The organism is Microbulbifer zhoushanensis (assembly GCF_021729055.1).
Taxonomy (GTDB): domain Bacteria; phylum Pseudomonadota; class Gammaproteobacteria; order Pseudomonadales; family Cellvibrionaceae; genus Microbulbifer; species Microbulbifer zhoushanensis.
Window position 1 is genome coordinate 312,445 of sequence record NZ_JAJSAO010000006.1, and the last position, 19,867, is coordinate 332,311.

Annotated in this window: 20 protein-coding genes; 15 read left to right on the forward strand and 5 right to left on the reverse strand. The window is 62.5% G+C overall.

Annotation, left to right across the window (positions count from 1 at the left end; genetic code table 11):
* Nucleotides 1–11 precede the first annotated feature (11 nt).
* Nucleotides 12–1,409 carry a glutamine synthetase family protein gene (locus LVD10_RS14385; RefSeq protein WP_237064085.1) on the reverse strand — a complete coding sequence of 466 codons (1,398 nt, stop codon included), beginning with the start codon at nt 1,407–1,409 and terminating at the stop codon, nt 12–14.
* Nucleotides 1,410–1,594: 185 nt separating this feature from the next.
* Between LVD10_RS14385 and ppa the strand changes: the two genes are divergently transcribed.
* Nucleotides 1,595–2,131 carry an inorganic diphosphatase gene (gene ppa, locus LVD10_RS14390; protein ID WP_233006094.1) on the forward strand — a complete coding sequence of 179 codons (537 nt, stop codon included), beginning with the start codon at nt 1,595–1,597 and terminating at the stop codon, nt 2,129–2,131.
* An 81-nt stretch (nt 2,132–2,212) separates the two neighbouring features.
* On the opposite strand, the gene LVD10_RS14395 is transcribed toward ppa, so the two are convergent.
* From LVD10_RS14395 to LVD10_RS14405, 3 genes are all read right to left on the reverse strand, one after another.
* Complete coding sequence (locus LVD10_RS14395; protein WP_233006095.1) at nt 2,213–2,722, reverse strand: hypothetical protein; 510 nt, start codon at nt 2,720–2,722, stop codon at nt 2,213–2,215.
* Nucleotides 2,723–2,800: 78 nt separating this feature from the next.
* Nucleotides 2,801–3,628: a serine O-acetyltransferase gene (cysE, locus tag LVD10_RS14400; RefSeq protein ID WP_370636794.1), complete on the reverse strand. Its 828-nt coding sequence runs from the start codon at nt 3,626–3,628 to the stop codon at nt 2,801–2,803.
* A 65-nt stretch (nt 3,629–3,693) separates the two neighbouring features.
* Nucleotides 3,694–4,404, reverse strand: a complete 711-nt coding sequence (locus LVD10_RS14405; protein WP_233006684.1) for a M15 family metallopeptidase — start codon at nt 4,402–4,404, stop codon at nt 3,694–3,696.
* A 294-nt stretch (nt 4,405–4,698) separates the two neighbouring features.
* Here LVD10_RS14405 and LVD10_RS14410 point away from each other — a divergent pair, with 294 nt between their 5' ends.
* The 4 genes from LVD10_RS14410 (at nt 4,699) to LVD10_RS14425 (ending at nt 7,506) form a co-directional block, all read left to right on the forward strand.
* A complete protein-coding gene (locus tag LVD10_RS14410) occupies nt 4,699–4,983 on the forward strand; it encodes a TfoX/Sxy family protein (RefSeq protein ID WP_233006096.1) in 285 nt (94 codons plus the stop codon).
* Nucleotides 4,984–5,098: 115 nt separating this feature from the next.
* Complete coding sequence (gene htpX, locus LVD10_RS14415; RefSeq protein WP_233006097.1) at nt 5,099–5,977, forward strand: protease HtpX; 879 nt, start codon at nt 5,099–5,101, stop codon at nt 5,975–5,977.
* Between the two features lie 84 nt (nt 5,978–6,061).
* Nucleotides 6,062–7,117 (forward strand): S1C family serine protease, encoded by a 1,056-nt coding sequence (locus tag LVD10_RS14420; protein ID WP_233006098.1) that lies wholly within the window; start codon nt 6,062–6,064, stop codon nt 7,115–7,117.
* A gap of 44 nt (nt 7,118–7,161) precedes the next feature.
* Nucleotides 7,162–7,506, forward strand: coding sequence for a Rieske (2Fe-2S) protein (locus tag LVD10_RS14425; protein ID WP_233006099.1), 345 nt, complete (start codon nt 7,162–7,164; stop codon nt 7,504–7,506).
* A 73-nt stretch (nt 7,507–7,579) separates the two neighbouring features.
* On the opposite strand, the gene sfsA is transcribed toward LVD10_RS14425, so the two are convergent.
* Complete coding sequence (gene sfsA / locus LVD10_RS14430) at nt 7,580–8,281, reverse strand: DNA/RNA nuclease SfsA (RefSeq protein WP_237064087.1); 702 nt, start codon at nt 8,279–8,281, stop codon at nt 7,580–7,582.
* Nucleotides 8,282–8,605: 324 nt separating this feature from the next.
* Between sfsA and dksA the strand changes: the two genes are divergently transcribed.
* From dksA to LVD10_RS14480, 10 genes are all read left to right on the forward strand, one after another.
* A complete protein-coding gene (gene dksA, locus LVD10_RS14435; RefSeq protein WP_233006102.1) occupies nt 8,606–9,043 on the forward strand; it encodes an RNA polymerase-binding protein DksA in 438 nt (145 codons plus the stop codon).
* Between the two features lie 90 nt (nt 9,044–9,133).
* On the forward strand, nt 9,134–10,030 hold the full coding sequence (gene gluQRS / locus LVD10_RS14440) for a tRNA glutamyl-Q(34) synthetase GluQRS (RefSeq protein WP_237064088.1): 897 nt from the start codon (nt 9,134–9,136) through the stop codon (nt 10,028–10,030).
* A gap of 47 nt (nt 10,031–10,077) precedes the next feature.
* Complete coding sequence (locus LVD10_RS14445; protein ID WP_233006105.1) at nt 10,078–10,254, forward strand: hypothetical protein; 177 nt, start codon at nt 10,078–10,080, stop codon at nt 10,252–10,254.
* Nucleotides 10,244–13,204 carry an ATP-binding protein gene (locus tag LVD10_RS14450; RefSeq protein WP_233006106.1) on the forward strand — a complete coding sequence of 987 codons (2,961 nt, stop codon included), beginning with the start codon at nt 10,244–10,246 and terminating at the stop codon, nt 13,202–13,204. Before LVD10_RS14445 ends, LVD10_RS14450 begins: the two co-directional genes overlap by 11 nt.
* 130 nt (nt 13,205–13,334) lie before the next feature.
* On the forward strand, nt 13,335–14,726 hold the full coding sequence (locus LVD10_RS14455) for a sigma-54-dependent transcriptional regulator (RefSeq protein ID WP_237064089.1): 1,392 nt from the start codon (nt 13,335–13,337) through the stop codon (nt 14,724–14,726).
* Nucleotides 14,727–15,530: 804 nt separating this feature from the next.
* On the forward strand, nt 15,531–16,886 hold the full coding sequence (pcnB, locus tag LVD10_RS14460) for a polynucleotide adenylyltransferase PcnB (RefSeq protein WP_233006108.1): 1,356 nt from the start codon (nt 15,531–15,533) through the stop codon (nt 16,884–16,886).
* A gap of 5 nt (nt 16,887–16,891) precedes the next feature.
* Complete coding sequence (folK, locus tag LVD10_RS14465) at nt 16,892–17,368, forward strand: 2-amino-4-hydroxy-6-hydroxymethyldihydropteridine diphosphokinase (protein ID WP_233006110.1); 477 nt, start codon at nt 16,892–16,894, stop codon at nt 17,366–17,368.
* 98 nt (nt 17,369–17,466) lie between these two features.
* Entirely contained in the window at nt 17,467–18,123 is a 657-nt protein-coding gene (locus LVD10_RS14470; RefSeq protein WP_233006685.1) for a deoxynucleoside kinase, read from the forward strand.
* A 4-nt stretch (nt 18,124–18,127) separates the two neighbouring features.
* The gene (gene panB / locus LVD10_RS14475; protein ID WP_233006111.1) at nt 18,128–18,943 is read left to right on the forward strand and encodes a 3-methyl-2-oxobutanoate hydroxymethyltransferase; all 816 of its coding nucleotides are present in this window, start codon (nt 18,128–18,130) and stop codon (nt 18,941–18,943) included.
* 15 nt (nt 18,944–18,958) lie between these two features.
* Nucleotides 18,959–19,756, forward strand: coding sequence for an acyl-CoA thioesterase (locus LVD10_RS14480; protein WP_237064090.1), 798 nt, complete (start codon nt 18,959–18,961; stop codon nt 19,754–19,756).
* Nucleotides 19,757–19,867 lie beyond the last annotated feature (111 nt).

Below are 19,867 nucleotides of genomic sequence, written 5' to 3' on the forward strand. Positions count from 1 at the left end.
CCTGCCCGCGCTCAGATAATCTCGAAGTAGCGCTCCAGCTCCCAGTCGCTCACATGGCGACGGTACTCCCGCTCCTCCCACTCGCGGCTGGCGACAAAATGGTCCACGAAGCTGTTGCCGAACAATTCCCGCGCGGCGTCTGACTCCCTGAGGCGTTGAGCCGAGTCCCACAGGGTGAGCGGCAGGGCCAGTTCCTCCGGCTGCTCCAGCGCGTAGGCATTGCCGGCTACCGGCTCGCCGGGCTCCCAACCCTGCAGGATGCCGTAGAGGCCCGACCCCAGCGCTGCCGCCAGGGCCAGGTAGGGATTGGCGTCGGCCGCGCCCAGCCGGTACTCGAGCCGCTGTGATTTGTCGCTGCCGGGAATCACCCGCAGGGCCGCGGTGCGGTTCTCCACCCCCCAGGTGGCTCCGGTGGGCGCCCAGAAACCGGGCACCAGCCGCCGGTAGCTGTTGACCGTGGGAGCCATCATGGCGAGGAGTTCGGGCATCAGGCGCTGCTGGCCGGCGAGGAAATGCCGCTGTACGGCGCTCATGTTCTGTGGCTGCTGCGGGTCGAAGAAGGCCGACTTGCCCGAGTCGCAATCGCGCAGGGACAGGTGTATATGGCCGCTCTGGCCCGGGTAGTCGCCGGACCATTTGGCCATAAACGTCGCCATCAGCCCGTTGCGCTGGGCCAGCACCTTGAGGAAGGTCTTGAACAGGGCAGCCTTGTCACCGGCAGCCTCGGCGCCGTCCACGGTGATCGCCGCCTCCAGCACGCCCGGCCCGGTTTCCGTATGCAGCCCCTCGATGGGGAAGTCCATCCGCTCGCCCAGCTCCAGGATCTGGCGATGCAGTTCCGAGTGGACCGAGTTGCGGATGACCGAGTAACCAAACCAGTCCGGGGTAAAGGGTTTGAGGTTGCGGAAACCTTTTTCCCGCGCGGAATCCGGCGTCTCGTCAAACAGGAAGAATTCGTACTCCAGTGCGCCCATGGGCTCGAAACCCGCCTCGCGGCAGCGTTGCACCACCCGGCGCAGGGTGCCGCGGGGACAGACCTCCTCTGCCTGGCGGTCAAACTCCGCCAGGAACAGCAACATGCCATCCTCGAAGGGAATCTCACGACAGCTTTCCGGGAGAACCCGCACCGGGGCATCGGGATAGCCCGTGTGCCAGCCGGTGTAGCTGGCATTGTCGTAGAGCTGGTCCTTGACGTCCCAACCCAGTACCACGTCGCAGAAAGCGAAGCCGTGCTCCAGGGCGGAGAAGAATTTGTCGCGGCTCATGTACTTGCCGCGCATCACGCCGTCGTTGTCAAACAGCCCCACCTTGACGTGGGTCAGCTGGCGTTCTTCGACAATCTGCCGGGCCTGGGCGGCAGTCCGTACCTCTCGCGGCAATAATCCGGGGGTCTGGCTCGGATCGAGCATCGGGGGCCTCGCTATTGTTGTTATCCACCAGCGGGTATCTCGCTAACAGCATAGTCAATGCGGGGCCATTCGGTGACCACAGGGCCAGATGTGCACTTCCCGCACGCCGGTGCTTTCAGCGACGCCGCGCAGGGTTTATAATCCGCCCTCCCGAATTTTCGTCCACTTTTTAATCAGGAACAGCAATGAGCTTCGACAAGGTTTCCGCAGGTAAGGACCTGCCCAACGATATCAACGTCATCATCGAAATCCCGGCCAACCACGACCCGATCAAGTACGAAGTGGACAAGGATGCAGACGCGGTGTTCGTGGACCGTTTCGTGGCCACCCCGATGTTCTACCCGGCCAACTACGGCTACGTGCCGCAGACCCTGTCCGAGGACGGCGATCCCCTCGACGTGCTGGTTGTGGCCCCCTACCCGGTAATGGTTGGCTCCGTGATCCGCTCCCGCGTAATCGGCGTGCTGAAGATGACCGATGAGTCCGGTGTCGACGCCAAGCTGCTGGCGGTACCGCACACCAAACTGACCAAGCTGTACGACCACGTACAGGAAATCGGCGACCTGCCGGAACTGCTGCTGAAGCAGATCGAGCACTACTTCGAGAACTACAAGGCGCTGGAAGCCGGCAAGTGGGTGAAGGTAGACGGCTGGGACAACGCCGACGCCGCCCGCGCCGAAGTTATGTCCTCCCGCGAGCGCTACCTGAAAGAGGAAGGCTGAATACGCCATTCCGCCCAGGTATAAAAAAAACCGGCCATATGGCCGGTTTTTTCGTTTCTGGAGCTGTCCGTGGCAATAGCCCTATTGCAGCTGCCAGTCCGGCACGCTGATCGGAGCGGCGGCCGGCCGCTGGTGTTCATTCTCCTCCACCAGGTTGCCCTGCTGCGGTTTAAGGCTCAGGTGGCCGGTATCCACGTCCACAGCCGCACTGCGCTGGCGCTCGCTGTCCCGCACCAGGTTGCCTTCCATCGGGGCAACACTGAGGCCTGCCGCACCGGCAGCCGGTTTCTGCTCCGGGGCACCGGCTGTCCCGGCTCGCGATTGCGAGGGAGTTGCAGCGGATGAACTTCCCGGCTGTCCCTCGGCCTTCAATACGGCCTTTGCCCCCACTTTCTCCAGCGCCGCGAGCATCTGCTGCGCCTGCGCCTCGGGCAGGTTTTTCTTGATCGCCAGCGGGCGACCGCTGAACAGTTTCTCCACGGTGTCCGGCCCGGCCTTGAACAGGCGCGCCAGGTTGGCCTTGACGTCGCCGGCAGTAAAGCCCGGCACCAGGTCGCCGCGGAATATCAGGCTGTAGCGAGGTTCGGACATGGCTTCCTCAATCCCCTGTCATGCTTTCTTCATTGTTGTTATGGCTATTATGCCGGCCTGGCGGTGGGATTCCGTCGCTCAGTCGTCAGAATCCAGGGTCTGGTCCATGGTATAGGCCGGAGCCGCCGCCGTCCTGCCGCCCACCTGGCGCGCCGGCACACCCGCCACCGTGTAATGGGCCGGCACATCGGCCAGCACCAGGCTGCCGGCGGCAATCTTTACCCCCTCCCCCACATGCACCGGGCCCAACACCTTGGCACCGGCACCGATCATTACGCCACGGCCGATCTTCGGGTGACGATCACCCCCACCGCTGCCACTGCCGCCCAGGGTCACCGAGTGCAGGATGGAAACGTCGTCGCCCACCACCGACGTCTCACCCACTACCAGCCCGGTGGCGTGATCAATCATGATGCCGCGGCCGAAACGGGCCGCAGGGTGTATATCCACTGCGAACTGTTCCGATACCCGGCTCTGGAAATACAGCGCCAGCGTGCGGCGCCCCTGCTCCCAGAGCCAGTGCGAAACCCGGTGCGACTGCAGGGCATGGAACCCCTTGAAATAAAGGAAAGGCGTGAGGTAGTGCTCACAGGCGGGGTCGCGGTCATACCAGGCACAGATATCCGCCTGCATGGCCCGGGAAATTTCCGCGTCGTTCTGCAATGCGGCGGCAATCACTTCCTGCAGCGCCGTGGCCGTCAGCGCGCTGTGGTCGAGTACCGAGGCGAGCTGGTAAGACAGCGCATCGTCCAGGGATTTGTGCCGCAGGATGGTATTGTGGAAATAACTGGCGAGCACCGGCTCACCCGCGGCCAGTTCCTGCGCCTCGACGCGCATCATGCCCCAGACGTCGCGCCCATTGCCGCCGCCATGATTGCTTCCCTCGATTGCGCTTCCCTCTCCCATTGGCTACCGCCTGGCTCCCGTCTGGCTCATGTCATTCTCTTAGCTGGCATTCTCACAACCGGTACTCACCCGGTATCCGGGTAGCATTCCGGCGGCACACGGATAAACCGCCGGTAGATATCGTCGAGATTTGCGCAGACAGTGTCGCACAGTTCCAGCTCATTGTGCTCCCACAACCGCCGCAGGCCATCCGCTGTCAGCAGGTCGTCCAGCTCGCGGGAACGGGGCGCATAACTCAGGTGCCAGCGTTCCGGCGCGATACCGCCCCGATCCTCTGCATAGGGCCGGAACAGGCCATGGCTTTCCCCGGCGGCAATGCGCTGGTCCAGCCAGCAATGGAATGGACCGAATACGCCGCAATCCTCCACTTCCCGGGGGGTGAGCTGCGGGCGATAGTCCTCCGGCACCGCAGCGGCGTCAATAACATCAAAGTCCGTACCCCAGTGGTGTCGCGAGGCGCCGGGCAGAGCCGACCAGCGCAGGATGGCGTAAACCCGGTCCCGGGGTGAAAGTGCCGCCGCATCCAGGGGCTCCCCCCCGCTGTCCAGCAGCGGGCGCTGGCCACCGGCCTTGCCGTTCCAGATCGTGCGTTGGCGCTCGAAGTCGCGGAATCCTGATACCACACGGGGTTCAAACCCGGCCGCACGTGCATCCTGGCGCAGGCGCTCAAAGGCCACCAGGGCCTCCGGGTGCAAAAGCTGCCCGGAAATCGGTTCAAGAATGACATGTTCATCCGAGAGCCCAAACAACATCCGCTCAATCGCGGCATCTAACATCACATGTACCCCGGTTTAAGGCCTGAATCCCAGTAAATTCCAGCTAAATTTACTACATTTCCGATATTGGACGGTATCAAAAGTCAGCTGAGGTCCAGGCGACAAGTCGCCGGTTCAAAACTGGCATGTAACTCCAAAAAAGTTGCTTACTTCTTTTGCTAATCAGCTTTTGACTGCTTATCCACTTATGTTATTTTGCATAGCCCGGTTCAAGGAATGAGCCGATCCGTGCATTGCCGGCGCCAGAATCTGGCACCGCCGATTAAAGTGGCGTATCTACCAGGGAAGATCACCATGCACCCGAGTCAATCAGAGCTCCTCAAACTCAAAAACCTCGGACTCGCGTCAGTCAATATTCTCCATTCCATCGGGATTCGCACTTGTGATGACCTGCGCCGGATCGGTCCGGTGGAGGCCTTTACCTGCATCCGGGCCCGCGGTATCAACGCTTCCCGTGTACTCCTCTACGCATTGCAGGGGGCACTGCTGGATGTTCACTGGAACGAGCTGGACCCCGACCTGAAACGACGCCTGGCCGATGAGGCGGATCGCGCCATGTCCGCGCAGGGCCAGGACTGACCCGGGCGCGGGAACCAATCCGGCATGCCACTCCCGCGGCGGGGCGAATCTTGTAATCTCCCCGCAGCGCCCCAATCTACACTTCTCCCAAGGATTACTACTGGAGAGTGAGCCGATGTTGCGCATTGGTTTGTTTTTACTGACTAACCTGGCCGTGCTGGTGCTGGCCGGGATCATTTTTAACCTGTTCGGTTTCCAGGGGATTCTCGCCGCCAACGGCGTGGACCTGAACCTCACCGGGCTGCTGACTTTGTGCGCCGTATTCGGTTTCGGTGGCGCCCTGGTGTCGCTGCTGCTTTCCAAGACCATCGCCCGGATGAGCACTCGCACCCAGGTGATCACCCAGCCGCAGACAGCCGACGAGCAATGGCTGGTGGATACCGTGCGGGACCTGTCCGAAAAAGCCGGCATCGGGATGCCCGATGTGGGCATCTTCCCCATGCAACAGGCCAACGCCTTTGCCACCGGCTGGAACCGCAACAGCGCGCTGGTAGCGGTGAGTGCCGGCCTGCTGCAGCGCTTTAACCGCGACGAGGCGCGGGCGGTCATCGGCCACGAGATCGGTCACGTCGCCAACGGCGACATGGTGACCCTGGCACTGGTCCAGGGCGTGGTAAACACCTTCGTCATGTTCTTTGCGCGCCTGGTGGGCTTTTTCGTGGACCGGGTGATCCTGAAGAACGAGCAGGGCCTGGGGATCGGTTACTTCGTGACTTCCATCATCATGGATATCCTGTTCGGCTTCCTGGCCATGATGGTGGTGGCCTGGTTCAGCCGTCGACGGGAGTACCGCGCCGATGCAGCGGGCGCCGACCTCACCACCCGCGAGTCGATGGCCGCGGCCCTGATGCGCATCAAGTCTGAATCCGAGGCCGGCCGCGAGCAACCGCTGCCCAGCAACATGAAAGCCTTTGGCATCTACGGCAATATGGGGGCGCTGATGGCCAGCCATCCGCCGCTTGAGGATCGTATCCTGGCCCTGCAGAATCGATAACCGGGGACGGCCCCGCCCCCAGGTATGGCCGGTCCGCGCCAGCGCGGCCGGCTGCTGTCCCAGTTAGAACAACATACCCGGACCATGAAAAAACTGGTTTCACTGATTTTCGCCATCACCCTCCTGGCGTTCCCCTGCCTCGCCAGTGCGGGATCCCTGCTGCCCGACTTCTCCACCGACGACGAGAAGAACACCATGCAGGTGTTCAATTTTGCCAGCCCATCCGTGGTGTATGTCACCAACGAGACGCTGGTGCGGGATCGCTGGAGCCTGCGCATGCACACGGTGCCCAAGGGCGCCGGCAGCGGCTTTATCTGGGACCGCCAGGGACATATCGTCACAAATTTCCATGTGATCGAGGGCGCGCGCAAGGTAACCATCACCCTGCAGGACCGCAGCGAGTGGCCGGCGGAGCTGGTGGGATCCGCACCGGAGAAGGACTTGGCGGTGCTCAGGATCAATGCGCCACCGGAGCTGCTGGCACCCCTGGTGCCGGGAACCTCCAACACCCTCTCGGTCGGCCGCAAGGTGCTCGCCATCGGCAATCCCTTCGGGCTGGACACCACCCTGACCACCGGTGTGGTGAGCGCCCTGGGTCGCGAGATACAGGCTGCCAATAACCGCACCATTCGCAATGTGATCCAGACCGACGCGGCCATCAATCCCGGCAATTCCGGTGGTCCGCTGCTGAATTCCCGCGGCCAGTTGATCGGGGTGAACACCGCCATCTACAGCCCCAGCGGCGCCAGCGTAGGCATCGGCTTTGCCATCCCCGTGGACACCGTGAAAAAAATCGTACCGGAACTGATTGCCCACGGCCGCCTGGTGCGGCCAGTACTGGGTATCGAGTCCGCGCCGGACCAGTGGGCCAGCCGCTTTGGCTTCGACGGCGTGGCAGTGCTGCGCATTGCTCCCGGCATGCCCGCGGAGGAGGCCGGGCTGCGCGGCGTGTTCCGCACCGAACGCGGTGGCTGGCAGTTGGGGGACGTGATCATCGCCGTGGATGACGATCCCGTGCGTAATTATGATGACCTGCTGAATGCCCTGGAAAAACACCGTGCGGGCGACCAGGTAAGGCTGGAGTTCCTGCGCGACGGCCGGGAACAGCAGGCTTACATCACACTGGCCGCACCGGAGTAAACTGGCGCGGCCGATAAAACGCAGAAAACACTAAAAGGGTTAGCGTGCAGAAATACTTTCTTTGTCGTTACGACGAGTTGAGTGAGGGGCAGTCGAAAGGCTTTTCCCTGGGGGACACGGCCGCAGGCACGGACAATGTCTTTGCGGTGATGAAAGACGGCGAGATCTACGCCTACAAGAACAGCTGCCCGCACCAGGGCATCAACCTGGACTGGCAACCCGACCAGTTCCTGGACCCGGATGGGGCACTGATCCAGTGCGCCTCCCACGGCGCCCTGTTCATGATCGAGTCCGGCGAGTGCATTGCCGGCCCCTGTGCCGGCGACGCCCTGACCCCGGTGCCGATCGAGCACAGCCCAGAGGGACTGTACGTTATCCTGGCGGAATGACAGCGCGGTGGCGGCTGCCAGGGCCAAGGTGTCGTCGCAGCCCCGGGGCAAACGGGCCCCTTACTGACCTGCCCTAGACGCTGAAGGGCACGGAATCCGCCAGTGCAATTTCCCCGGCGCCCAGGTGCGCGCGATACGCGATAACCTCAACGCCCGCGGCAACCGCCGTGTCCAGCGCAGCGGCATAAGCCGGGTCGATTTCCCGAGCCGGCGCCACCGTCTGGATGCCCGAGTGCTGCACACAGTAGAAGAGCACCGCGCGCACACCTTCTTCGGCCAGCTTCTGCAGTTCCCGCAGGTGCTTGGTGCCCCGCGCACTGACTGCATCCGGGAACAGTCCCCGGCTGCCCTCGGCCAGGGTGACGTTTTTTACCTCGACATAGCAGTCGCCCCTGTCGCCGGACAACAGCAGGTCGATGCGGCTGTTTTCGGCGCCATAACGCACTTCCCGCCGCACCCGCTCGTACCCCTGCAGCTCGGTAACAATGCCGTTGGCAATTGCCTCCTCCACCAGGGCATTGGAGCGGCCCGTATTCACCCCCGCCAGCGCCTGCTCCGGAGTGGTGGTGATCTCCAGGGTGTGCCGGTACTTGCGCTTGGGATTACCGGAATCCGAGTACCAGCAGGGGCTGTTCTCTACCCAGCAGTTCTTCATCGAACCGGTGTTGGGGCAGTGAATGGTGAAAATGTCGCCGGTTTCCGTTTGGATATCGGCGAGAAAGCGCTTATAGCGACGCAGCAGCGTGCCCCGTTGCAATGGAGGATTAAACTTCACAGTAAGACCTTTGCGGACAAATCTTGCGCCACAAAATACCAGACAACATTTTGTGGCGCGAACTGCAGAGATTTGATAGTTTCCTCGCTCTCGGTCGCCCGGGGTATGGCGCCGGGACAGGAGCAGCCTGCCGCTTATCGGTCCGATGCATCTTCCCAGACGGTTACCAAACCGCCAACAAGGTTAAAAATGCATCAACCCGGTAAAATCCGGTCTAGGCTAGTGTCCAGCCTCACGCGAATTGCAGGCGCGGGACCGGACATATTGAATTTGGTGGTACAGCCCTCATATCAGGGGGCCCGTATAGAAAGAGAGGCAACGACTATGCCCAAAACTGCTGCGAGCACCGAATCTCTGCACGGCTTTGAGCCCTACAAGGAGAAGAAGGGCGAAGAGTACATGAACGAGAAGCAGCAGGAGCACTTCCGCAACTTGCTGCTGGCCTGGAAAGCCGAGCTGATGGCGGAAGTGGACCGCACCGTTTCCCACATGAAAGACGAGGCAGCCAACTTCCCGGACCCGGCCGATCGGGCCAGCCAGGAAGAGGAGTTCAGCCTGGAACTGCGCACCCGCGACCGCGAGCGCAAGCTGATCAAGAAAATCGACGCCACCATCGAACTGATCGACCAGGACGATTATGGCTTCTGCGAGGCCTGCGGCGTGGAAATTGGCATCCGTCGCCTGGAGGCCCGGCCCACCGCCACGCTCTGCGTCGACTGCAAGACCCTGGCGGAAATCAAGGAACGGCAGATCTCCGGCTGAGCTCTGCCAGCCCCTGCGGGCGATCCCGGTGATCGCCCCGCTCCCCTCCCGGGGCAGCGGTGTCCAGCGCCGCTTTGCACACACCTTCCCATGATGACCTCGGCACGCTATATCGGTCGTTTCGCGCCCTCGCCCACAGGCCCGTTGCATCTCGGCTCACTGGTTTCCGCCGTGGGGAGCTACCTGGATGCCATCGCCCATGGCGGCCAGTGGCTGGTGCGGATGGAGGACCTGGACCCGCCCCGCGAGGAACCGGGCGCGGCCGACCGTATACTGAAGTCCCTCGACGCCCACGGCCTGCACTGGCACGGCCCCCTGTGCCGGCAGAGCCAGCGCCATAAGCGCTACGACGAACGGCTCGCAGAGCTGGCCGGGCGCGAACTGACTTATGCCTGCCACTGCTCCCGTGCCCAGATTCGCCGCCGCGGCGGCCACGACAACGACGGCTGCCGCGCCACCCGCGAGGAACAGGGACCCAGCGCGGTGCGCCTGAAGTGCGCGGGCGGAGAGGAGCACTTCGACGACATCTGGCACGGCGCGCAGCACCAGGCGATCGCCGAAGACACCATCCTGCGCCGCCGCGACGGTCTCTATGCCTACCAGCTGGCGGTGGTGGCGGACGATATCGACCAGGGCATCACGCATATCGTACGCGGCGCAGACCTGCTGGAGACCAGTGGTGCGCAACAACGACTGTTCCGGCTTTTTGGTGCGGCAGTACCGCAATTCGGGCACCTGCCCCTGGTGATGAACCCCGGCGGACAGAAACTCAGCAAGCAGAACCAGGCACCGGCACTGGACGACCGGCGGCCATCCGCCAACCTGGTGCAGGCGCTCGGGTTTCTCGGTTTCCATGTCCCCCCGGGCCTGGAGGCTGAGACGCCAGAGGCTATCCTGCACTGGGCCACTGCCCGCTGGCAGCGACACCAGGTGGACCGGCGCAACCGGGAACCGGCGCAGATTGCACAGACGGGCACCGGCCATTAACATTTTCCCGCCAATTTCCACCGGAATCCCGCTGCCCGGGCGCAACCATGAGTAATCGCACACTGCTAATCCTGCTGGTACTGGTGGGCTATGTCTTCTCCCCCACCGTGTTTACCTGGATGATCAATCCGTCCGGGGCCTGGTATCGCCCGTTTATCCTCTGGTTTGTGCTGATCCTGCTGGCACTCTTCATCCAGCTCAGGCGCGGCTCCAATGACATTTGATATTGTCCATATCGCACTGATCGGCGTGGCGTATATCGCCATGCTGTTTTTTGTCGCCTTCGCCACCTCCAAGGGCTGGATGCCGACCCGATGGGTGCGCCGGCCACTGGTTTATGTCCTTTCACTGGGTGTATCACTCAGCGCCTGGACCTTCTACGGTGTAGTGGACCTGGCCTGGCAGCACGGCTATGGGGTTCTTGCCTACTACCTGGGTACCGGCGCCATGTTCCTGTTTGCGCCAGTGGCGCTGGAACCCCTGTCAAGACTGGCGCAGCGCTACCAGCTCACCTCGCCCGCGGACCTGCTGGTATTCCGCTACCACAGCCGCGGTGCCGGCACCCTGGCCACGCTGTTTATGTTGCTGGGCCTGCTGCCGCTGATTGCCCTGCAGATCCAGGCGGTGGCCGAGACCCTGGCCCTGCTCTCCAGCGACAGCGTCGCCGCGCTGGCACTGCCGGGGGCCGGTATCAGCGCCAAGAACCTGATCGCCTTCTTCTACTGTGTGCTGCTGGCGGTCTTTACCGCCCTGTATGGCGCCAACCGCGAACGGCGCACTGGCCTGGTGGCGGCGATGGCGGTGGAATCCAGCGTCAAGCTGGTGGCGCTGCTGGCAGTGGGCCTGTATGCGGTATTCGGCGTGTTCGGCGGTATGGGCGGGCTCGACCAGTGGCTGGCGGACAACAGCGACATGCAGCAGCTCCTGTACAGCCCAATCGAGCAGGGTTCCTCCCACACCCTGCTGCTGGTATTTATCGCCACCGCGGTGGCCATGCCCCATATCTTTTACCTGAGCATCGCCGAGCGCTCCGCAGAGAAAACCCTGCGCATCGCCAGCTGGGCATTCCCGCTGTTCCTGCTGCTGATGGCACTGCCGATCTTCCCCATCATGTGGGCCGGCTTCGCGCTGGATGTGACCGAGCCAGTGCAGTACTTCGCCCTTGCCGTGCCTCGAGCGAGCGGTTCGGCGTTGCTGACGGTGGCCGCGTTCGTGGGCGGACTCTCGGCTGCCACCGGTGCCCTGATCATGATCACCCTGGCCCTGTCCACCATGGTGATGAACCACTGGCTCCTGCCCGGGACCCGCTGGCACTCCGAAGACAATATGTACCGCCAGCTGGTATGGCTGCGCCGGGCGATCGTAGGCGCACTGTTCCTGGCCGGCTTTGCGTTCTACCTGTTGCTGAACAACCGGCTCTCCCTTTCCGACCTGGCCCTGATGGCGTTTATCGCCTCACTACAATTCCTGCCCGGGATCTTCGCTGTCATTCACTGGCCGCGAGGCAATCGCCGCGGGTTTATCGCGGGTTTGCTGGCGGGCATGCTGGTTTGGGGAGGCGGGCTCCTGCTGCCATCCATCTTCGCGATCGACGGCTTCACCCTGCCGGGTACCGACCTGCAGCTGCCTCTGGGCATGGCCATCTGGACCCAGGTCACCACCCTGTCGCTGGCAGTGAATGTGCTGCTGTTCGTGGGGCTCTCACTACTCACCCCGACCAGTAACATGGAGCAGTATGCCGCCGACCTCTGCAGCGACGACACCCTGAGCCAGGCCCTGCGGCTGGAGCTGGACGTGCAGTCCGCCGCCGATTTCCGCCTGCGGCTGGCGGAGAGCCTGGGCGCCGCCACCGCCAATCACGAGGTCAAAAAAGCCCTGCGACAGTTGCGGTTACCGGCAGACGAACGCCGCCCCTACGCCCTGCGCCAGCTCCGCAACAAGGTCGAGGCCAACCTGTCGGGCCTGCTGGGGCGTGTGCTCGCGGGCCAGATCATCGATCGCCACATCCCGTTCAAGAACAGCGACCAGCCCGCCAACCGGGATATTCACCTGATCGAGTCGCGCCTGGGCCGCTACAAGAACCAGCTCACCGGCCTGGCCGCGGAACTCAACAACCTGCGCCTGTACCACAGGCAGATGCTGGAGGAGCTGCCCCTGGCCGCCTGCTCACTGGGAAGTGACGGCGAGGTCCTGCTATGGAACTATGCCATGCAGGACGTCACCGGCATCGCCGCCGGCGATGTCCTGGGCGCCAAGCTGGATTACCTGCCCGAGCCCTGGCACAGCCTGCTGCGCGACTTCGCTGCATCGGACGAGGGCAGCCGCTTCAAGCAACAAGTGGACATCGACGGCCACAGCCACTGGCTGAACCTGCACAAGACCCGCCTCAGGAGCAGTGCCAGCCCCCGCGGGCGCCGGGAGCCCAGTGATGCCCAGATGCTGCTGGTGGAGGACATCACTGAAACCCAGGTGCTGGAGCAGGAGCTGATCCACAGCGAGCGACTGGCTTCGGTCGGCCGCCTGGCCGCTGGGGTCGCCCATGAGGTGGGCAACCCGGTCACCGGGATCGCCTGCCTGGCCCAGAACCTGCAGTTTGAGTCGGACAGCAACGAGGTGCGGGATACTGCCGACCAGATCCTCAGCCAGACCCAGCGTATCAGCCGCATCGTCCAATCCCTGGTCAACTTCTCCCACAGCGGCAAGCAGGAGAGCGAGCGCGCCCCGGTAGATCTCTACGCCACCGTTCAGGAAGCGGTGCAATTACTTTCCCTGCAGCGCGACAAGACCCAGGTGACCTTCACCAACACGGTTCCGGAGGACCTGGTGGCACCGGGCGACAACCAGCGCCTGATCCAGGTCTTTATCAACCTGCTCAGCAATGCCCGCGACGCAAGCCCCGATGGCGGCAATGTGCACATCCACGGCTACATCGAGGGTGGTTACGCCTGCGTTTCGGTCACCGACGAGGGGCCGGGCATTTCCCCACGCCACCGCGAGCGCATCCTGGAGCCTTTTTTCACCACCAAGGAGCCCGGCGAGGGAACGGGGCTGGGCCTGGCAATGGTCTACAGCATCGTGGAGGAGCATGAGGGGCAACTGGAACTGGTCAGCCCTGCCGACCAGGAATCCGGCCGCGGAGCAAAGTTCATAGTCCAGTTACCCCTGGCAAGATAAATGTCGCTGGGGTGCGGATCTGGGCAAAATTCGTGCAAAGTTGGTGACAAAAGTCCCAACTGAGTTGCAACGAAACGCTTTGCGGGTAAAACTAGGCCCCCTCTGAGTGTTTTGTAACCAGGCGTAACACATGAGCCACATCCTGATCGTCGAAGACGAAGCCATCATCCGTACCGCACTGCGCAAGTTGCTGGAGCGGCACAAATACCGGGTGAGCGAAGCGGGCTCCGTGCGCGAGGCGACCAGCAAGTACCGTCTCGGCGAAGTTGACCTGATCATCTCCGACCTGCGCCTGCCCGGCGCCCCCGGCACTGACCTGCTCAAGCTTGCGGGCGACGTTCCGGTACTGATCATGACCAGCTATGCCAGCCTGCGCTCGGCCGTAGACTCCATGCGTATGGGGGCCGCAGACTATATCGCCAAGCCCTTCGATCACGATGAGATGATCGCCACCGTGCGCCGGGTCATCGGCAAGGCGGAGCAGAGCCGTGCCGCCAGTAACAACCAGCAGGCCCCCAGCCGCACTATTGCCGGCATGATCGGCAACAGCCCGGTGATGCGCGAGCTCTATGCCCGCATCCACAAGGTAGCGCCCACTGACGCCACGGTGCTGGTCCACGGCGAGACCGGTACCGGCAAGGAGTTGGTTGCCCGCGCCATCCACGAGGAAAGCCGCCGGGCTGACAAACCCCTGATCTCGGTCAACTGTGCCGCGATCCCCGACACGCTGATCGAAGCGGAACTGTTCGGTCACGAGAAAGGCGCATTTACCGGCGCCCAGACCGCACGCGAGGGCCTGGTGGCCGCCGCTGACGGCGGCACCCTGTTCCTGGACGAGATTGGTGAGCTGCCGCTGGAAGCCCAGGCACGGCTGCTGCGTGTGTTACAGGAGGGAGAGGTACGGCCAATTGGTGCCATCGAGTCACGTAAAGTGGATGTACGCCTGGTGGCAGCAACCCACCGCAACCTGCGCCAGCTTGCCACCGAACGCAAGTTTCGCGAGGACCTCTACTACCGCATCAATGTGGTACAGATGAGCCTGGCGCCCCTGCGGGAGCGCGGCAAGGACGTACTGGCCATCGCAGAGCACCTGCTACAGAAGTTTTGCACCAAGGTGGGGCGAGCAATCCTGAAGCTCTCCCCGGAAGCGGTACAGGCGGTAACGACCTACACCTGGCCGGGTAACGTGCGGGAACTGGAGAATGCGATCCAGCGTGCCGTAATCCTGACCGAGGACAACAGCACCGAAATCGATCACAAGACGCTGGATATCGACCTGGACCTGGTACCGGTGGAAGAGGCCGATCCGGAGCGCCGCCCCCGCAGCCTGCACTCCGATCCCCGCGAGGACCTGTCCCTGGAAGACTACTTTGCCCGCTTCGTGCTCGAGCACCAGGACACCATGAGCGAGACGGAACTGGCCAAGAAGCTGGGCGTCAGCCGCAAGTGCCTGTGGGAACGCCGACAGAAGCTGGGGATCCCGCGCAAGAAGAGCCGCCGCGCAGCCGCAGAGGCCTCCTGACCACCTCCCGATCCCCCCTTTCCGGGCTGCTCCTGCGGCCCTTTCTCCTCGCAGCCGCGCCAGAAACCTGACCTTCCTGACTTTTCATCCATGGTGCGGCTGGCCGGATGATTACCGTACGGCCAGAAAGTTCCCACCTGGAGCACTCAAAGTGTTACCCCGGTCTCACCGTCCGTAACAACTGCGGCGACTTACGTAACGCCGGGCCCGGGCTTTGTGGCACAAAATTTTACCCAAAAAACCATAAGTCATTGATTTTAAAGGACTTTAAAAAGTTGGCACGCTAAATGCTTTCTTACTAGTACAACAATGAAGAACAGCCAAGAATAAAAATAAATGACTGTTTAAGCCCTAAGAACAACTGACAATAAGTGGGCGCAACACAATAAAAATAAAGGGGCGGTCGACAATAAAAGCAAACAGTGACCAAAACCTGAACAACAATAACAACAAACAATAACAATAAAGAATAAAAATAAAGAAAGCAGAACAAAAATAACCACAAGCGCGTTACAAACTGACTGATTGTACCTGGGAGAGGGTGTTTGCTAGACAGCAAATTGATAGCGCAAGGATGCCGCTGCCTTCATAGCCATAACAATAACTCCCTTTACTCCTTTCTCTTTGGAATGGAGAGTCTGTAAGGGGGCGGTTGCTGCCAGCACCGCCACCATCCTATCCCCCCCCTGAGCTTTCCCCCTGTTCAAGCAAGCGCCGGGCCGTCCATGGCTGTGGTAGAATTCGCGCGTCAATCCAGACGGGATCTATCGCCACACGTTGGCAGCAGTCAAGACAGACAGCCGTATGCTCAATTCCCTGATCAGCAGTATCAAGCGCTGGCGCAAGCCGGCCAGTAACAACACCCTGCGTGTTATCCCGCGCAGCGACCACAACCTGTCCCGGCGCGATATCAGCCGCGCGGCGCTGACCGTCCTGAAGCGCCTCCAGGAGGCGGGCTTCGAGGCCTACATTGTCGGGGGCGGCGTACGCGACCTGCTGCTGGGCGGTCACCCCAAGGACTTCGATGTCGCCACCGATGCGACACCGGAGGAGGCGAAGAAACTCTTCCGTGGCGCGCGTATTGTCGGCCGGCGCTTCCGCATCCTGCATGCCCGCATCGGACGGGAAATTATCGAGGTCACCACTTTCCGGGGGCACCACAGCGAGGGCGAGGACCACGAGGCACAGCAGTCCGAGCATGGCATGCTGCTGCGGGACAACGTCTACGGTGACCTGAAGAGTGATGCCGTAAGGCGTGACTTTACGGTCAATGCCCTCTACTACACCACCAATGGTTTCGAAATCCACGACTACACCGGTGGTGTGAAGGATATCGAGGACCGCCTGATCCGGATGATCGGCGACCCGGAGACACGCTATAAGGAAGATCCGGTACGGATGCTGCGAGCTGTTCGCTTCGCCGCCAAGCTGGATTTCCAAATCGAACCGGATACGGCCGCCCCGTTGCGGGAACTGGCCCCCCTGCTGCGCAATATCGCGCCTGCACGGCTGTTCGACGAAGTACTCAAGCTGCTGATGAGCGGTCACGGCGAGCGTACCTTTGAGCTGATGCGGGAGCACGGCCTGTGGCAACACCTGTTCCCTGAAAACGATGCCCTGCTCGGCGACGCGACAGCCCTGGAACTGACCCGGATTGCCTTGCGCAACACCGACGACCGAATCCGCGCCGACAAGCGCGTCACCCCCGCTTTCCTCTATGCCGCCCTGCTCTGGCCTGCGGTCAACCGCGAGCAGCAGCGACTGACAGGCAAGGGAACTCCGCCGGTACCGGCCCTGGCGGGTGCGGCGCAGAAGGTGATTGGCGCCCAGCTGGCGCACACGGCCATTCCCAAGCGCTTCTCCCTACCCATGCGCGAGATCTGGGAGATGCAATCGCGCCTGCCCCGCCGCAACGGCTCGCGGGCACAGCGACTCAGCGAGCACCCGCGTTTCCGCGCCGCCTACGATTTCCTGCTGTTGCGCGAGGAGTGCGGTGAGATAGCACCGGGACTTGGCCAGTGGTGGACCGATTTCCAGCAGGCCGATGCGGATAGCCGCGAGCAAATGGTCAGCAAATTGCCGCGTTCCGGTGACGGCCGGCGCAGGAGTCGCGGCGGTCGTCGCCGGAAGCCCCGCTCTTCCGCGCCACGCCAGGACTGAATACCATGCAGCGATGTTACGTCGGCCTGGGCAGTAACCTCTCGCAGCCGCAGCGACAGCTGCAGGATGCGCTTGCCGCAATGGGCAGCACTCCCGGCATCCGCCTGCTGCGCTGCTCCAGCTTTTATCGCAGCGCACCGGTCGGCCCGGGGGACCAGCCCGACTACATCAATGCGGTCGCGGAGCTGGAAACAGCGCTGGCCCCGCACGAATTACTCGACCGGCTGCAGCAGATCGAGTCCGACCAGGGGCGGGAACGCGATGTTCGCTGGGGGGCGCGCACGCTTGACCTGGATATCCTGCTGTTCGGCCAGGACACGCTGGATACGCCCCGACTGCAGGTCCCGCATCCACGCATGGGTGAACGCAATTTCGTGCTATTACCACTGGCAGAACTGGCACCTGCACTGGTTTTACCTACGGGTGAGTCCCTGGCGGCCCTGCTGCGGCAGTGCCCGTCGAATCGCCTGGAGAAGCTCTGACGCAGTCGCCCGGGCCGGATCCGGTTGCGCGGGCGAGGATGGAACAACAGAAAAAGGAGTAGAGGCCGGTGTCTACTGAAACCGAGATCCCGCCGTCGATGGAACCCGATATCTCCGCCGCCGCCCCGCCCCGCTTTATCGCGGTGGAGGGTAATATCGGCGTGGGCAAAACCACCCTGGCGAAAAAGCTTGCCGCCACTTTCAATTACGATACGCTGCTGGAACTTCCGGAGGAAAACCCGTTCCTTGAACGCTTCTACCGGGATCCCAAAAGTGCCGCTTTACCGACCCAGCTGCACTTCCTGCTGCAGCGCTCGCAGCAGATCCAGTCGCTGCGCCAGGACGATATATTCAATCCGGTACGCGTTTCCGATTTCCTGATCGAGAAAGACCAGCTGTTTGCCGAGGTCACACTGGATGCCGACGAGCTGGAGATCTACCAGCAGGTATACCGGCACCTGACCCTGCAGGCCCCCAAGCCAGACCTGGTGATCTACCTGCAGGCTCCGCTAAATGTGCTGCAGGAACGCATCCGCACCCGCGGCATTGCCGCCGAGCGCTCTATCAGCAATGAATACCTCGCCACCCTCAACGAGGCCTATACCCAGTTTTTCCACTACTACGACGAGGCCCCGCTGCTGATCGTCAACAGTGAAGATATCGATATCGTCAGCCGCCAGGATGACTACTGCCAGCTGGTGGAATACATGCTGAACATCACCAGTGGCCGCCACTACTACAACCCGGGGAACTGATCTCATGCCTTACGGACCCTCAGCGCTGACCAAGCCAGTTACCGTGCAAACACTCCAACGAATGAAGGCCGACGGTGAGAAATTTATTACGGTGGCCCTATACGACGCCCCCATGGCAGCCATGGCCCAGAAGACCGGAGTGGAGGTGCTACTGGTAGGCGACTCCCTGGGAATGACCGTGCTGGGCTACGACAGCACCATCCCGGTCACCATGGACCATATGATCTACCACGTGGAAGCGGTGGCCCGGGGAAATAAAAAGTCGCTGATCATGGGCGACATGCCTTTCATGACCTACGCCACCCCGGAGCAGGCCCTCGCCAACGCCACACGCATCATGCAGGCCGGCGCACATATGGTGAAAATCGAGGGCGGCGCCTGGCTGGCGGAAACCGTCCGTATGCTCACGGATCGGGGCATCCCGGTCTGCGCCCACCTGGGCCTGACACCCCAGTCGGTACACAAGCTGGGAGGGTTCCGGGTACAGGGCCGCGACGAGGACACCGCCGGTACCATCCTCAGTGATGCCGCGCTGCTGGACGAGGCCGGCGCGGACCTGCTGGTACTGGAGTGCGTGCCGTCGACGCTGGCCAGGCGCATTACCGAAGCCGTCTCCATGCCCACCATCGGCATTGGCGCGGGCCGCGATACCGATGCGCAGGTGCTGGTAATCAACGATATCCTTGGCCTTACGGAAAAGCCGCCGAAGTTCTCAAAGAATTTCCTGGTAGAAGCCGGGGATATTCCCGGCGCGCTGCACAAGTACGCCGAGGACGTGAAGGCCGGCACCTTTCCCGATGACAGCCACACCTTTGGTTAAGCGGATGTAAACCCGATGGAATTCGATGTATTGATGTCCCGCAGCCGCGCAGCCGGCGCCACAGTGGAAATCCCGGAGGGCTGGGCCCAGGGGCGCGCCACCTTTGGCGGGCTGGTGGCAGCCATGCTGTACGAGCAGCTGGCCGCACAGGTCGATCCGGACAGTACCCTGCGCTCGATCACCTTTTCCTTCGTCGCCCCCGTCGCCGCGGGCCCGGTCTCACTGCAGGGCAGCGTACTGCGCGCCGGGCGCTCGGTGAGCCAGGTGGAAGCGCGGATGGAACAGGACGGCCAGGTGGTACTGGCGGCTTTTGCCAGTTTCGGCAGCAGCCGCGATTCCAGTATTCATGTGCCCGCGGACACCGCCCCGCACTTTGTCGCCCCCGAGGAGCTCCAGCCGCTGCCCTATATCGGGGGCCTGGTGCCGGAATTCACGCAGAAATTTGACTACCGGATTTCCGCCGGCGACATGCCCTTCAGCGGCAGTGCGAGCAACCGGTTCGGGGGCTGGGCTCGCTTCCGCGGCGAAGAAGCCGCCACCAGGCGGGTAGAGATAGGTCACCTGCTTGCCCTGATCGACGCCTGGCCGCCGGCAGTCCTGCCGATGCTCAAGCAACCGGCCCCCGCCAGCTCACTGACCTGGACGCTGGAGTTTATGGAACCATTGCCGGAAGCCACCTGTGGTGACTGGTGGCAGTACCTGGCCGACGTGGAGCAGGCCGCTGACGGTTACGCTGTCGCCCAGGCGCGCCTGTGGAGCCCCGCGGGCAAACCGGTCGCTTTCAGCCGCCAGACCGTGACCGTGTTTGGTTAACCACCGAGCCACGCATTACGCTTTCGCTCAACGCGCCCTGACCTCCTGATAAGGCCGGCAGGGTGCAATAAGCGCATTCCTGAAGGGCCTTCGCCAGGGCCCATGGCCGAA

Bases quoted from the DNA above. Each gene is read 5' to 3' on its own strand.
- htpX (WP_233006097.1), top strand. From the start codon at position 5,099: ATGTTGCGCATTGGTTTGTTTTTACTGACTAACCTGGCCGTGCTGGTG.
- LVD10_RS14450 (WP_233006106.1), top strand. From the start codon at position 10,244: ATGACATTTGATATTGTCCATATCGCACTGATCGGCGTGGCGTATATC.
- LVD10_RS14385 (WP_237064085.1), bottom strand. From the start codon at position 1,409: ATGCTCGATCCGAGCCAGACCCCCGGATTATTGCCGCGAGAGGTACGG.
- gluQRS (WP_237064088.1), top strand. From the start codon at position 9,134: ATGATGACCTCGGCACGCTATATCGGTCGTTTCGCGCCCTCGCCCACA.
- LVD10_RS14480 (WP_237064090.1), top strand. From the start codon at position 18,959: ATGGAATTCGATGTATTGATGTCCCGCAGCCGCGCAGCCGGCGCCACA.
- LVD10_RS14395 (WP_233006095.1), bottom strand. From the start codon at position 2,722: ATGTCCGAACCTCGCTACAGCCTGATATTCCGCGGCGACCTGGTGCCG.
- pcnB (WP_233006108.1), top strand. From the start codon at position 15,531: ATGCTCAATTCCCTGATCAGCAGTATCAAGCGCTGGCGCAAGCCGGCC.
- folK (WP_233006110.1), top strand. From the start codon at position 16,892: ATGCAGCGATGTTACGTCGGCCTGGGCAGTAACCTCTCGCAGCCGCAG.
- dksA (WP_233006102.1), top strand. From the start codon at position 8,606: ATGCCCAAAACTGCTGCGAGCACCGAATCTCTGCACGGCTTTGAGCCC.
- cysE (WP_370636794.1), bottom strand. From the start codon at position 3,628: ATGGGAGAGGGAAGCGCAATCGAGGGAAGCAATCATGGCGGCGGCAAT.
- panB (WP_233006111.1), top strand. From the start codon at position 18,128: ATGCCTTACGGACCCTCAGCGCTGACCAAGCCAGTTACCGTGCAAACA.
- LVD10_RS14405 (WP_233006684.1), bottom strand. From the start codon at position 4,404: ATGTTAGATGCCGCGATTGAGCGGATGTTGTTTGGGCTCTCGGATGAA.
- LVD10_RS14420 (WP_233006098.1), top strand. From the start codon at position 6,062: ATGAAAAAACTGGTTTCACTGATTTTCGCCATCACCCTCCTGGCGTTC.
- LVD10_RS14410 (WP_233006096.1), top strand. From the start codon at position 4,699: ATGCACCCGAGTCAATCAGAGCTCCTCAAACTCAAAAACCTCGGACTC.
- LVD10_RS14445 (WP_233006105.1), top strand. From the start codon at position 10,078: ATGAGTAATCGCACACTGCTAATCCTGCTGGTACTGGTGGGCTATGTC.
- LVD10_RS14470 (WP_233006685.1), top strand. From the start codon at position 17,467: ATGGAACCCGATATCTCCGCCGCCGCCCCGCCCCGCTTTATCGCGGTG.
- ppa (WP_233006094.1), top strand. From the start codon at position 1,595: ATGAGCTTCGACAAGGTTTCCGCAGGTAAGGACCTGCCCAACGATATC.
- LVD10_RS14455 (WP_237064089.1), top strand. From the start codon at position 13,335: ATGAGCCACATCCTGATCGTCGAAGACGAAGCCATCATCCGTACCGCA.